We start from the raw sequence: 13,238 nt of genomic DNA, 5'->3' as shown, positions 1-13,238 counted from the left end.
AGGAGAAATGAATGCTACGCCGACTGATGGCGGCCGCCCTGGCCGCCACCGGACTGGCCGCGGCGGGTCTCGCCGCGGCCCCGGCCCACGCGGCCCCCGCGAAGCCGCCCTCGTGTGATCCGGGGAACTGCTTCACCGTCGACGTGGGACTCGACCGCGCCCCGGCCGTGGGACAGACGGCGACGCTCACGGTGGAGGTCACCGCGAGGGAGGACGTGCCGGACGCGACGACGATCATCGAGTTGCCGGAGAACCTGCGCTGGGTGCGCCCGCCCGCCGGGCTCGCCCGCGCCGCGGCGACGATCGGCCGCAGCCCCGTGGACCGCGCGAGCCGTACGGAGAGGGTATTGCGCGGCAGGCCGGTCCAATACGAGGGCGTGGTCACCGCGGTCGCCCCCGGGCCCGCCTCGATCCGCGTCCAGGCGCGCGACGGGCGGCCCGGCCCGGGCAGTGAAGGGCTCGCCTATCTCACCATCGGGGAGAAGTCGTCGGTCTTCGGCAGGCCGCGCGACGGCCGGCCGCGACCCGCGCCGCCGCAGGCGTCCATGACCGCCCTCGCCGGTGACACCTGCGTGCACGGACGCGTCACCCACGTGAAGGCGGACGACGGCGCTGTCAGGGGCGTGCCCAAAGTCACCGTGGAGGCGTGGGACAAGGACCCGGAACGAAGCAACCTGCTCGGGCAGGCCCTGACCGACGACGCGGGGGACTACAAGGTGTGCTTCCCCGGGACCGATGAAGACGGCGGCGAGCAGGACGTCTATCTCCAGGTGCACACGGTCAGCCCGCTCTGGAAGGTGGTGGAGCCGGGCGCCGGCGACAACCTGTTCTACTTCGACTACAGCACCGTGGTGAACGACGTGCCCAGGGGCACCGACAAGACGACCCTCGACTACGCGGCCAAGCCCGGCGACGAGATGGAGGGCGCGTTACGGATCCTCACCGCGGCCTACGACACGTGGAAGGCCTACACCCGGTGGCTGAACCAGCCGGGTGACGACTGCTGGAAACCAGGCGAGGCCGCCTGCCGGCAGGTGGTCGTGAAATGGGCCCCCGACCAGGTGCTCGCTCGCTCGTACTACTGCCCGGCCGTCATCGCCGGCAAATGCACCAGCCGGTTCCAGATCCACCTGAGCGCATCGGCCCACCTGCAGAAGATGACAGTCGCCCACGAGCTGGGGCACTTCATCATGGACTACACCCACGACCGCCTGCCGCCCTACGACGCCTCCTGTGAAGACCACTACATCAAGACCTCGGAGAGCCCGGCCTGTGCCTGGTCCGAGGGATGGGCCGACTGGGTCGCCGTCCAGACCTACGACGACACGCACTACCGGTGGGGCCCGACCGACACCCCGGTCGACATCGAGAGCCCGACCTGGTTCAGCGAGGGCTGGTCCAACGGGGCCGAGGTCGAGGGTCGCGTGGCCGGCGCCCTCCTCGACCTGGCCGACTCCGGCCCGCGCGACGAGAAGTACTGGGACGTCGGCGGCCTGGGCCCGGCCGCGGTCGTGGCCGCCTTCAGGAAGGCGCCGGCAAACGACATCGACCAGTTCCTGGCCGGGCTGAGCGCACAGGACAAGGTTCTCGCGGAGCAGGTGCTGTTCCAGAACGCCATCCGCCACACGCGCTACGAGGACCTCTTCGACCGGAAGATCGCGCACTGGCCCGCCAACGTCCCGCTTTTTCCGGTCTTCCCCACCACGACCGGCAAGTGGTCCGTAGTGGCGGCGGTCGCCTCGCCGGCGAACGGCGCGAACGTCGATCTCGACGCGTACCCCGTCGATCACGGTAAGGTGCCGCTCGCGAGCTCGGACGGGGTCGCCTCCAACCCGGACTTCATCGCCGTGCAGCCCGCCTCCGACGACGACGCCTACGTCGCCAGCGTCCCCTCGGACGTCGACTATCAGGAGTACGCGCTGGAGGTGGCCGAGGCGCCCGACGGCGACCTCCAGAAGGGAACCCCGCAGGAGATCACGATGGGCGCCGACCGGCTGGTCGAGATTCGTACGACCCGGATCGAGCCGGGCGAGCCCGCGACGTTCATCGCCACGCCCCGCGACGGGCAGGACATCGACCTTTTCGTGATGACGCCGAATCCCAGCGTGTGGGGCTTGCCTCGCGCCAAGGCCAGCCGTTCCGCCAGCGGAGGGCCGGGCAAGGCCGAACGCGTCTCGATCCAGGATCCCAAGGTGTCCGGTGTCTACGCGATCATCGTGATCAGGAAGAGCGGCGCGGGAAACCTCCTCCTCACCCGCACCTGATCGGTCCCACGCCCGAGCGGCGGCCTTCCCGATCGAGCGGGAAAGGCCGCCGCTTCGTCGTGCCGGCACGGCGTGGACGTCCACCGCAGGGATGGAATGGAGCCGATGAGCCTTCGTCAGTTCGAGTACGCCCTGGCCGTTGCCGAGGACGGCTCGGTGACGGCGGCGGCGGAGCGGCTGCACGTCGCCCAACCGTCGGTGTCCCAGCAGATCCGCAGCCTGGAGCGGGAACTCGGCGTGAAACTGTTCGCCCGCACGCCGGCCGGACTGGTGCCCACCGTGGCCGGCCGAGCGTTCCTGCGGGAGGCGGAGGTCGCGGTGCGGGCGTCGCGGCGGGCGAGGGCGACGGCGCGGGCCCATGCCGACGAGCTGGTGGGCGAGCTGGTGGTCGCGGTGCAGATGGGCTTCGGCACGCGGCAGCTGCCGGGCGCGCTGCGCCGCCGCTTCCCGCGGCTGGAGGTCACCGTCTTCGAGGAGCCGAGCTCCGCCGAGCTGGAGCGGCTGGGGCGCCGGGGCGTGCTGGACCTCGCCCTGATGGCAGCCTGCGAGCAAGTCCCAGACGTCGACGGCCGTGCGCTGGGCCGCCCACGGGCTGGGGGTGACGCTCGTCCCGGCCTCCGCGGTCGCCGCCGTGTAGTGCAGGAACGGCGCTACCGGGGTGGCGACCGCGGCCAAGGAGACGTGCACGATCACCCCCGAACGGCGTTCCCGCATCGCCGGTGTCAGCAGCGAGTCCAGCCGCACCGACGCCAGGAAGTTCAGGTCCAGCGCGTCCTGCCACTCCTCATGGGGGATGGCCGAGCTCCCCATGTGCGGTCGCGCCCCACCCGCGTTGTGGATCACGATGTCCACGCCGCCGAGCGCCTTCTGCGCGGCCGCGGCGAGCGCCTCCGCTCCAGTCCGTGTCCGTACGTCGGCCTCCACGAAGGTGGCCCCCTCCGGCACCGTGCTCGTCGCCGACCTGGCGGTCGTGAGCACCTCGGCGCCCGCGTCCAGGAGTTGGCGTACGACGGCCGCTCCGATTCCGCGGGAACCACCCGTGACCAGAGCCCGGTCGCGGCGACCCGCTTTTCTGCGGCGCGGGATCGGCGGGACGGGGACGGTCGGCCGGCCGTCCGCCCATCCCGTCCGCCTATCCCGTCCGGCGCCACCGCAGGGCCAGTGCCGCCGCGCATCCCAGGCAGATCACCAGCGAGGCCGCGGACAGCCCGATCGCCCATGAGACCCCCGCGTCCGGCCCGGTCTCGGCCGCGGTGGCCGCCGGTTCAGCAACCGGGGCCGACGCGGCGCCCCCTTTGGCCGTGAGCTTGAGCACCGGCGCGGGCCGCTCCGGCTCCTCGTCGCCGGGGGTCTGCTCCTGGATCCAGCGCACCACTTCGCCGCTGCCGTAGTACTGGAGCGTCTTGAACGTCAGCTGGTCGGTTTCGGGCAGCGGCCCGGCGCTCACCGAGAACTCGTCGTACTCACCCGGCTTGATCGCCGACTCCTCGCCCGACGCGGTCCAGGTGATCTTCGAGGTGACCTCGCCGATCTTCGCGCCGTGCGACTCGATAGGCGTGGCCAGCGTGGTCTTCTCGATCTTGTACGCCCAGCCGGGGTGCGGCTTCACCGAGACCGAGGCCAGCGGGAAGTCGGCCGGGAGCTGAACCTCGATCTTGGTGGTGCTCGCGTCGTCGCGCTCGTTGGGGACCCGGAACGTGAGCGCGGCGTAGCCGCCCTGGACGGCCGCGTCCGCGGTCACCTTCACATGCGCGAACGCCGCGGCCGGCAGGACGGCGACCAGGCAGACCGCCACCGCCGCGATGACCAGCCCGCGTGCCGCGCGGCGCAGCGTGCGCACCCCCCGGGGCGTACGCCGCGCCGCGCCGTCCGCGGCCCCGGCCGGGCCGGAGCCTGCCGGAACGGGTGCCGTGCTCCTGGTGACCGGGTACGCGGGGCCGGCGCCCATCGTGGCGGGTGCCACGCCCATCGGAAGTGCTCTGCCGCTCAACGTTCCTCCTATCGGCGGGACTCCCACCGTTCTCGGACCTGCCATCGGTGATCTCGCCGGGACGACCTAGCCGAGGCGGGCCAGCGTCGTCGTCATCAGGTCCTTGACCTTCTCCTCGGTGTCGGATCGTGCACCCACCTTCTTGATCTGGGTGTAGCCGACGTAGAGGACCGCGTTCGCCTTGTGCACCACGACGGTGACCAGATCGTCATAGGTGTCCGAGCCCAGGCCCGCCGGCGGGGTGTGCACGAGGTGCTGGGCGAATCCCTGCCACCCGTCCAGTTCCAAGGGGCGGCTGCTGGTCTTGTAATCGCCCACGATGGACGGCGGCCCACCGAGAATGGTGAACGTCGCCGGGCACTTGGCCGACTCGGCCGTCACGGCGTCCATCGCGTTGCCGGCGAGCGTGGTGCTCTCGAAGACCACCGCGCCCTGGGTGACGACCGGGAGGGTCTCCGGCCCCACCTTCGGCGGGGCGACGATGAACCGGCCGGTCGGGTTCCCGCCCACCGGCTCGACCGCCGCTTCCACCGGAACCTGGACGTCGTCGGAACGCTGGACGTACGGGCAGGTGGGGATGCTGTTCGGAGGCGTGTAGATGGTATGCGAGGCGTGGTCTTTGTCCTCGAACGCGACCGCGCCCTTGCCCAGGTCGCCGGCGCTGACGAAGCCGGAGCGGATGGTCTCGACGGTGTAGGGCGGCTTGGTCGCCGGTTGCGGCGTCCCGCCGGAGCACCCCGCCAGGACACCGACGGCGATCGCGCCGGCGGCGGCCAGGGCCACCCGCGGCCCGCGAGCCTTGCGGTCAGCGCCTCGCATGCGTGTCACCAGCCTTTCAATGTGCGGTGAACGGGACACGCGCGCGTGTCTCGTCGAAGTCGGAAACGCGGATGTCCAGCCGCAGCACCCACTCCCCCGGGTAGGGGATGGACATCGAGCCCGCCACGTAGTGGCCGGGTTCGGCCGCCGTCACCTTGACGGGCAGCGCCGGTACGGCGCGGTCCCGCGATTCGAGCGCACCGGAGATCTCGGGCACCGGGATCAGCGTGCCGTCCCGTCCGGTCAGGTAGATGTCGGCCGTGTTGCTGCCCGGTCTCGCCGGTTCGATCTTCAGCTGGATCGAGCCGCCGCGCAGCCCGCCGTACGGGCCGGACGCGTTCGCGGCAGCGGCGGGGAACGGGACCGTGGTGTCCACCGGCGGCGCGTAGCTGGTGCGGGCCGGGGCCGTGTCGACCAGGACGGCGGTGATGGAGACGACGACGACCCCGAGCACGACCTCACCGGCGACCGAGCGGCGCAGCCGGCGCACCGCGGCGCCGGGGCCCCGGGGAAGACGGTCGCGTCGCTGTACGAAACGCCGCGCTCCGGAGGCGAGCGCCAGCACGCCGAGCACGGCGGCGAGCTTGCCGAGCAGCAGCCGCCCGAAGTCGGTCCCGCCGAGTGCGCCCCACGTCCCCACCTGCCGCCAGGACAGGTACAGGCCGGTGACAGCGATCACCGCGAAGCAGAGCAGCGCGAGCCGGGAGAACCTGGGGAGCGCGGGCTCCAGAGAAAGGAGCGCGGGGCCCCGCTTGCCGGCCGGGGCGAGCACGCAGACCGCGAGCGCGACCAGGCCGCCCAGCCACAGCGCCATGGCGAGCAGGTGCAGGCTGGTCGCCGGGACGGCCAGCCAGATCTGCGCGCCGCTCTGTGCGTGGTCCGCGAGCGTCCAGGTCAGTGTCAGGGCGACGGCGCCGGCGGCGGCGACCGCGGGCAGCGCGATCCTGCGGGCGGCAGCGGCCGGCTCAAGGTCGGCTGGTTCAAAACCGGCGGACTCGGAACCGGCGGACCCCGGACCAGCCGAGTCCGGACCAGCCGACTCGGGACCAGCCGATGCGGGACCGGTCGTCTCCGGGTCCGTCGTTTCCGAGTCGGTGGTCTCCGGGTCGGTCGTCTGCGTCGTCTCTGGGCCGGCGCCGAGCGGGGGCCGGCCCACCGCGATCAGGAAGACCACGCCGAGGACGACCACGAGCACCAGCCGGGCCAGCAGCGCGTGGCCCAGCCGGGTGGACAGCGTCGCGCCCAGCAGGCTGGGGTCGAACACCGCGGTCAGCGGCCTGCCGTCGGCGTACGGCCCCTGGACGAGCAGCACCACCGCGGTGCCGGCGGCCAGCGCGGCGAGACCCGACCACACGACGCGCCGGCCGCGCCGGTCGTCGCGGCCGGCGGGCCAGAGCGCGGCCACGAACAGCCCGCCGCCGAGGGCGAGGGCCGCTCCGAGGTACGCCACGGCGCGGCCGACCGAGGCGACGACGGGGACCACGCGATCGGTGTCCCGCTCCACGGGGGCGGCGGTCGCACTGGGGTGGCCGACACTGAAGCTGAACGCGCCCGACACCACGTGCGAGTCCACGGACGTGACCCGCCAGGACACCACGTAGGTTCCCTCGGCCAGGTCCCGGGGCAGGGTGGCCCGCGCAGTGTCGATCTTGCCGTCCGCGTACCCCGCGGCGTCGATCGCCAGCTCCTTGCCGGTGGGGTCGAGCAGCTGGATGGACCGCCGGCCCAGGCTCACCGCTTCGTCGAAGCGGAGCCGGACCTCAGCCGGGGGCGAGGCCAGCACCTGGCCGTCGACGGGCGAGCTCTCCAGCAGGTAGGCGTGCGCGTACGCCGGTCGGGCGGCCGTGCCGGGGAAAAGGCCCGCGACCAGTCCGCCGGCGGCCAGGAGCACGACCGCCACGAGCCGCGCGACCAGCCGGGCCGGGCGGGGCCCGGCGATGGGCCCGGCAATGGGCGCGGCGGCTCCCGTCCCCCGCGTGCCATGTCGGCGTAGCACCGTCAACCTTCCACTCCATCAGCGGCGAAGCCGGCCCGAGCGGGGTTTCGCGCTCGGGCCGGCTCCGGCTCAGACGGTTACTTGTCGCACGAGTTCCAGCAGATCTTCTCGTCCGGCTCGCCGGCCAGCTTGCCGTCGAACCGCAGCACGTCGACGCCCCGGTTGTAGTCCGCGACGTAGACCAGGCCGTTGTGCCAGTACGCCGCCGACGCCGAGCCGGCGGTCACGCCCGTGCCCGACGGCACCCGGAAGTAGCCGACCTGGGTCGGCTTGGCCGGGTCGGACACGTCGAGGAACCGGGTGCCCTGCCCGTACCACGCTATGGCCACGATGTTGCCGTTCACGGTGAACCAGTGGGCGGAGCAGCTACCGCTGGTGGCCGACCCCTCCTTGCCCCACGGCGACCAGTGGCTGACCAGGTTGAGCCGGAGCGGGTCCTCCGGCGTGGACTTCCAGCCCTCGCCGTCGTAGCTGCCCTTCAGCGAGACGATTTTGAACTCGCCGGCCTTCGAGCAGGTGGTGATGTTCTCGTTGGTCACGTAGACCAGCTCGCCCTTGTCGAAGGAGCCGAGCTTCTCGGTGTTGTGGTAGGCGTTGTGGTCGAAATAGTCGAAGAAGGCGGTGCCCTGCGGGTCGGTCGGGCGGGCCGTGCCACCCGCGTACGGGATCGGGTCGTACGCCGTCGCCACTCGCTTGACCTTCTGCACCGGGTCGTAGTGGTTGCCCCTGGTCCAGTAACCGCGGACGCCGCCCTCGCCGGAGACCCAGGCGACACCGTTCTTGTCGACGTCGACACTGTGCACGTAGTCCGTGACGCCGTCGAACCGGCCGAGGTCGAGCGCCAGGTCCAGGGTCTTCGGGTGCTTGACGTCACGGATGTCGGTCACCCGGACCGGCACGCCCTTCCAGGACGGGTCCTGGCCCGGCGTGCCGGTGTTGGCCGGTCCGACCGACCACAGGTACGAGCAGTCGTTGATGCAGGTGGCCGTGTGGCCGGCCGCGATCGGCTGGAAGACGACGACTTCCGGCTTCCACGGGTTCTTCACGTCGACGATGTAGACACCCGACTGGCCGGTCGAGACGGTGCCGCCGAAGCCCCGCGGGTCCCTGCTGAGGAAGACCAGCTTGCGCTTCGGGTCGACGGTCATGTTCTCGCCTTCCCAGAACCTGTCCTGGGTGTCCCCTGGCTGGCGCAGCTGGGCAGCCGTGACGGTGGAGACCAGCGCCGGGTGCTCGGGGTCCTTCAGCGACCAGACGGCGAGGCCGCCGGTGCCGTTGGCGAACATGAAGTCGTAGCCGTACTTGTCGTAGCTGATGAAGTTCAGCCCTGAGTAGCCACTCACGCCTTTGACGTTGTCAAGGAACGTGACGTTGCTCGCGACGGCGGTCGTCGGGGCGTTGTGGACGTCCTCCAGGACCGGTCCGCCGTGGGCGGAGTTGTCGGACGGACTGGGATCGGACGGCCCATCGGCGAACGCCGGGCCGACTCCGGAGATCTGCAGTGCCGCCGCGGCCAGCAAGGCGACGGCACCCGCTACGAGGGGTTTCGTTCTCACACACCCTCCCTGGGGGGCAGCGACGCGGAGGGGGAAAGCCGCATCGCCGAAGATCATAAGCAAAGTGACTCTAATGATGACGAGTGTGTATGTCACGGGGCAAAGGTTTCAAAAAGGTATCTATAGGAACTCGGCAAGATCTACGGTTTAGGGCCGTCCGGGCACATTTGGCCACCGATGGGCGCTCTGTCGGCCACGGCTCCCTCTGGGTGACAGAGCGCCTCCCGGCCCGCCGGCGTCCCCCGGACCAGGCCGACCCGGTCGAGGACGGCGGCCTCCCGGCCGATCCCCCGGAAGCCGGACTCCGTCGACTTGAGCAGCCTCCCGACTCGGTCATCGTGAACAGCGTCCCGCCGCCCGACGGGATCGGGTCGCAAGCCGCGCCCTTCGGCGGCGACCTGTCCGGCGTCGGCGACCCGCCATGAGGATCGCATCCCATTCGGCGCGCTCCCGAGCTCGTCACATGAGTTGACTGCCGATGAATATGGCCCGTCTTTTGCTTCGACGCTGACCGAGGCGCCGCAGGCCGTAGCCGCTTCCCGGCGACTGGGCCGATGGCCGCGTACGACTCCGGATAGGCCCGGCTTGAAGGCCGCGCGACCGACAGCGGGCCGACCGACGACTCCAACCTCCAGCTCACGAAGGGCCGCGAGTCCGAGGCGTGGTTCAGGAAGAACCCAGGAGACTGAGCACCGCGGCGACCTCCTCCCGCCAGCGCCGCAGCTCACCGGGCGTCGGTGACAGCTCATAGGCGTGGTAGTGACACGCCTGGCTCAGCCCCGACCACAGGGTTGCGCACTGCCGGGCCAACCCGGGTCCGGCATACGCCTCGAGGCAGAGCATCCGTTCGAGCATGGTGCATGTGTTGAGCTCGGGCCGTACGCGCTGGAAGTACTCCCGCAAGCCCTGCTCCAGGGACAACCGCAACAGCAGAGCCGCAGGCCGCGGCCACACTCCCACCGACGTCCTCAGCAGCTGGTCGGCCGAGCTCAGCAGCGCCAGCGCGCTCATGACGACCTCACCAGCGTGGCCAGCCGCGCCGTCCGGCCTACCAGCTCATCGACATCGCCGAACGCGACCGCCTGGTGTGCGGCCTTGTTGCACAACACCACCAGATCCCCCGCCCAGTGGCCGTAGCGCAGGTTCAGCTCCCCCAGCACCTGACTCCACTTCGAGGCGTCCCCGTACAACGCGAGGGCGGCCAGCTCGGTCAGCTTGTGCGCGTCGCCGATCTGCCGCTCCACCAACCCGTGATCCTGTCCGGCGGTCAGCAGCCGATGCCACGCCACCTCCAGGAACGCCGCCTCCAGCGCGGTACGGCACAGCCCAGGCAGCACCTGTCGCACCACATCGGCGGGCACCTTGCCCGACTTGGCCAACGCCCGCGCGTCCCGCAGGGCCCGCGCCACCGGATCGGCGGACTCCTTCAGCTCCACCACGGACCGTTCCTTGCGGACGACCTCGATGATGGTCGCCGGCAGTCGTAGATACTTCAGCGCCTGCGGCAGCCGCGTGTCATGAGTGAACACGACGACCTGCCGCGTCTCGGCGATCATCGCCAGCACTCGGGCCAGCCCGTCGACCTTCGCCGGATCCATGGATTGCACCGGATCGTCGATCACCAGGAAGCTGAACGGACTCTGCCGCGACGCCGCCCGCGGCAGGAACAACGCCAACGCCAACGCGTGCAGCTCCCCCTGGCTCATCACCCCCAGTGCGGGCGCCTCGATCTCGTCGACCGACACGTCCATCACCACCCGACGCTGGGTGGCCGAACCGGCAAGCTGAATCGGGCCAAGCGTGACGTTGCTCTGCTGTCGCAGCATCTCCCAGATCATCTGGGAGGCCTCTCCCAGAGGCGCCATCCGCTCGGCCCGCAGCTCGTCGTGAACGTCACGAAGCCACTTCCGCACCGCCTTCACCTGCTTCAGCTCGGGTCTGGCAGCCTCCGCCCGCCGGGCCGTCACCAGCCATGCCGCGAGCGCCGTCGCGGTCGCCTTCCACCGGCCGTCCAGATCGGCCAGGCGCTTGACCGCCCACTCTCGCGCATCCCGGCAGGCTGTCGCCAGTGCCATGGCCGCCCGGGGCGCCTGCTGCGCCAGTGCGACCGGATCGGCGAGCGTGCGGCAGGCCGTCCACGCCGCCCCCACCTCGGGGGGCATCTCTGCGGGCGGGTTCTCAACCAGCTCCTGTACGGCTTGGGCCGCAGCCCGCAACTCCCGGCGCGCGTCATCGGCGGCGACGGCCTCCCCGCGGAGCCTGGCGACCTCGTCCCGAGCCTGACCGGCCCACACCTCATCCAGCTGCGCGCCCCCGCAGACCGGGCATGCCTGGCCGCAAAAGCGCGCCAGCGCCCGCTCCAGCAGCTCGGCCCGGTGCCGCGCGTCCTCTGCCGACGTCCCGCGTACCTGCTCGGCGGCGGCGAGAGCCGTGCGCAGCCGCACCACTCGCTCCTCGACAGCGGCCACGTCCGGCCCGGACAGTTCCGCCTGCCGCCGCAGCCGGACCAGCTCGGCGTCGTCTGCGGTGTGGTCACCCGCGACCAGCTCAGCCAGCCGGTCGAGGTCCGGCTTCCTGCTCTGCAGTATGGCGTGCGCCGCCTGAGCCCGTGGGTCATCGGTGTCCGTCAGGTCGGGTAGTTCGGCCTCGGCCTGCTTGATCACCTTTTCCAGGTCTCCGGCCCGGTCGCGCAGGTTCTTGTCGGCGGTGGCCAGCAGTTCCAGGCCGAGGATCGTCGCGACCGCGTCGTACATCTCGCTCGGCCTGCCGCTGATCATCTGACCGAGCTCGGAGTAGGACAGGAACGGCCGGTACAGCGCCAGGTCCGGCCCCCACCCCAGCTCCGCCAGCGGCACCGGATCGCCGCCCAGGCGCTCCACCTCGGCGCGGGACTCGCCCACGTCGTCGCCGGTCCACTCGCGTACCACGGTGCTCGGCTCGGTGTCGCCTTCCATGAGCAGCTCCACCGCCACCTGCGGGGTCGCGGACTCGTGCAGGTTGCGCCAGCTCCGCCGCCAGATGTCCGACTTCGAGCTCCAGCGGGCGTTGTCTCCGGTGAGCGCGATCTCCACGGCTTCGGCGAAGCTGGACTTGCCGCTGCCGTTCCGGCCCACCACCAGGGTCAGCCCTGGCCGGGGCGCGAGCGGGAGCCGTGCGGTACGGCCGATGCCGCGGAAGCCGCTGACCGTCACCGACTGCAGATATGCCCGCCGGATCGGGCGCCCCCGGTCTGCGGCGTCCTCGCCCAGCGCCTCGAGCAGGATCCGCCGTGCGGCGGGATCGAGCATGGAGGCCGCCAGGCGGGCGGCCACCAGGTCACGCAGGGTCTCGGACACGGCACTCCTCGAAGTTGGCTCCAGGGGGATATCAAGGGGGCCGCTCTCGGTGTTACCGGGCTCTGACGTGCGCGGTTATTTCGTCCCATTCGTCGGGGGACCCCGGCGCTACCGCCATGAGCCGGGCCATGGGCCGGACCAGGGCGGCTGTTGTGATCGTTAACATGGTCGAGGGCCGTCAGCCCTTAAGATGGACATCCCTCGCATTGGTATCGTTCACATCGGCAGGGTCGGTGGGGAAAGGGTGTCTTGTGGCAGGTAGCCGTCGCTCGGGACGTCCAGCGGTGATCGGGGACGTCGCACGACTGGCCGGGGTCTCCAACCAGACCGTCTCCCGGGTGCTCAACGAGCATCCGAATGTCCGGCCGGACACCCGCGATCGGGTCCTGGACGCGATGCGGAGGCTCGATTATCGCCCCAACCTCATGGCCCGCGGTCTGGTTCGGCAGAAATCACACATGCTGGGTGTGATCAGCTTCGACTCGGTGCTGTTCGGACCGGCCACGACCCTGCTCGGTATCGGGCGCGCCGCCCGGGCCCGCGGGTATGGGGTGACGATCCTCACTCCGGAGAGCGGCGACCGGTCCAGCATCGTCGACACAGCCGCCTCGCTGGCGAGCCAGGCGGTCGCCGGGGTGGTCGTCGTCTTCCCGTCCCAGGCGGCCACGACGACCGCGCTGCTCAGCCTCCCCGCGGGGCTCCCCGCCGTCGCCGTCGAAGCGGCCCCGGACGACGCGATCCCGACCGTGCGAATCGACCAGGGAACGGGGGCTCGGATCGCCGTCCAGCACCTGCTGGAGCTCGGCCACGAGACGGTATGGCACGTCTCCGGCCCGCGCGACAGGCTGGACGCCCAGGCCCGGGTCGACGGATGGCGTGCCACGCTCGAGGAGGCCGGCCGCACGACGCCTCCGGTCGTCGTGGGCGACTGGAGCGCGGAGTCGGGCTATCGGGCCGGCCTCGAACTCGCCGAGCGGCCGGGCATCACGGCCGTCTTCGCCGCGAACGACCACATGGCCCTCGGCCTGCTGCGCGCGTTCCACGAGCGGGGCATCCGGGTTCCGGAGGATGTGAGCGTCGTGGGCTTCGACGACATCCCGGAGGCGGGTTACCTGATTCCCCCGCTGACCACCATACGGCCCGATCACGAGGAGGTCGGGCGCCTGGCCGTGACGACCCTGCTCGGTCTCGTCGACGAGACCGAGCAGGACGCCACCGCTCCCCCGTACGTCGTCCCTACGCTGGTGCGACGCCGCAGCACCGCCGCACGCTGACGGG

9 protein-coding genes and 2 pseudogenes are annotated in these 13,238 nt (G+C 71.3%); 4 read left to right on the top strand and 7 right to left on the bottom strand.

Translation table 11 applies throughout. The features are described from left to right. The first annotated feature begins 11 nt into the window (after positions 1 to 11). Together IL992_RS33435 and IL992_RS49090 are read left to right on the top strand one after the other, a co-directional pair. Positions 12 to 2,264 carry a hypothetical protein gene (locus IL992_RS33435; RefSeq protein WP_193207312.1) on the top strand — a complete coding sequence of 751 codons (2,253 nt, stop codon included), beginning with the start codon at positions 12 to 14 and terminating at the stop codon, positions 2,262 to 2,264. Between the two features lie 96 nt (positions 2,265 to 2,360). Further along, positions 2,361 to 2,495 (top strand): annotated as a pseudogene (locus IL992_RS49090) (LysR family transcriptional regulator); the annotation flags it as partial. A gap of 405 nt (positions 2,496 to 2,900) precedes the next feature. Here the strand turns inward: IL992_RS49090 and IL992_RS33425 are convergent. From IL992_RS33425 to IL992_RS33405, 5 genes and pseudogenes are all read right to left on the bottom strand, one after another. Next, a pseudogene (locus IL992_RS33425) lies at positions 2,901 to 3,311 on the bottom strand (SDR family NAD(P)-dependent oxidoreductase); the annotation flags it as partial. A gap of 85 nt (positions 3,312 to 3,396) precedes the next feature. Further along, the gene (locus IL992_RS33420) at positions 3,397 to 4,254 is read right to left on the bottom strand and encodes a YcnI family copper-binding membrane protein (protein ID WP_226874212.1); all 858 of its coding nucleotides are present in this window, start codon (positions 4,252 to 4,254) and stop codon (positions 3,397 to 3,399) included. A gap of 66 nt (positions 4,255 to 4,320) precedes the next feature. After that, positions 4,321 to 5,073, bottom strand: a complete 753-nt coding sequence (locus tag IL992_RS33415; RefSeq protein ID WP_193207311.1) for a hypothetical protein — start codon at positions 5,071 to 5,073, stop codon at positions 4,321 to 4,323. Positions 5,074 to 5,089: 16 nt separating this feature from the next. Next, positions 5,090 to 7,069 (bottom strand): copper resistance CopC/CopD family protein, encoded by a 1,980-nt coding sequence (locus IL992_RS33410; RefSeq protein WP_193207310.1) that lies wholly within the window; start codon positions 7,067 to 7,069, stop codon positions 5,090 to 5,092. Between the two features lie 77 nt (positions 7,070 to 7,146). Beyond that, positions 7,147 to 8,625: an LVIVD repeat-containing protein gene (locus tag IL992_RS33405; RefSeq protein ID WP_193207309.1), complete on the bottom strand. Its 1,479-nt coding sequence runs from the start codon at positions 8,623 to 8,625 to the stop codon at positions 7,147 to 7,149. A 209-nt stretch (positions 8,626 to 8,834) separates the two neighbouring features. Here IL992_RS33405 and IL992_RS33400 point away from each other — a divergent pair, with 209 nt between their 5' ends. Then, positions 8,835 to 9,050: a hypothetical protein gene (locus tag IL992_RS33400; RefSeq protein WP_193207308.1), complete on the top strand. Its 216-nt coding sequence runs from the start codon at positions 8,835 to 8,837 to the stop codon at positions 9,048 to 9,050. Between the two features lie 241 nt (positions 9,051 to 9,291). On the opposite strand, the gene IL992_RS33395 is transcribed toward IL992_RS33400, so the two are convergent. Both IL992_RS33395 and IL992_RS33390 read right to left on the bottom strand, forming a co-directional pair. Further along, positions 9,292 to 9,636 (bottom strand): hypothetical protein, encoded by a 345-nt coding sequence (locus IL992_RS33395; RefSeq protein ID WP_193207307.1) that lies wholly within the window; start codon positions 9,634 to 9,636, stop codon positions 9,292 to 9,294. Further along, positions 9,633 to 11,960 carry an AAA family ATPase gene (locus IL992_RS33390; RefSeq protein ID WP_193207306.1) on the bottom strand — a complete coding sequence of 776 codons (2,328 nt, stop codon included), beginning with the start codon at positions 11,958 to 11,960 and terminating at the stop codon, positions 9,633 to 9,635. Before IL992_RS33390 ends, IL992_RS33395 begins: the two co-directional genes overlap by 4 nt. 284 nt (positions 11,961 to 12,244) lie before the next feature. On the opposite strand from IL992_RS33390, the gene IL992_RS33385 reads away from it, so the two are divergent. Continuing rightward, positions 12,245 to 13,234 (top strand): LacI family DNA-binding transcriptional regulator, encoded by a 990-nt coding sequence (locus IL992_RS33385; protein ID WP_319018986.1) that lies wholly within the window; start codon positions 12,245 to 12,247, stop codon positions 13,232 to 13,234. Positions 13,235 to 13,238: the final 4 nt, after the last annotated feature.

It is taken from the genome of Microbispora sitophila (assembly GCF_014892245.1).
Classification (GTDB): Bacteria; Actinomycetota; Actinomycetes; order Streptosporangiales; family Streptosporangiaceae; genus Microbispora; species Microbispora siamensis.
Note: the sequence above shows the minus strand (reverse complement) of the source record. Positions and strands in the feature narration are given on the sequence as shown.

What these genes read in the sequence shown, in the direction of transcription:
- IL992_RS33435 (WP_193207312.1), top strand. Translation starts at nt 12, where the DNA reads ATGCTACGCCGACTGATGGCGGCCGCCCTGGCCGCCACCGGACTGGCC.
- IL992_RS33415 (WP_193207311.1), bottom strand. Translation starts at nt 5,073, where the DNA reads ATGCGAGGCGCTGACCGCAAGGCTCGCGGGCCGCGGGTGGCCCTGGCC.
- IL992_RS33395 (WP_193207307.1), bottom strand. Translation starts at nt 9,636, where the DNA reads ATGAGCGCGCTGGCGCTGCTGAGCTCGGCCGACCAGCTGCTGAGGACG.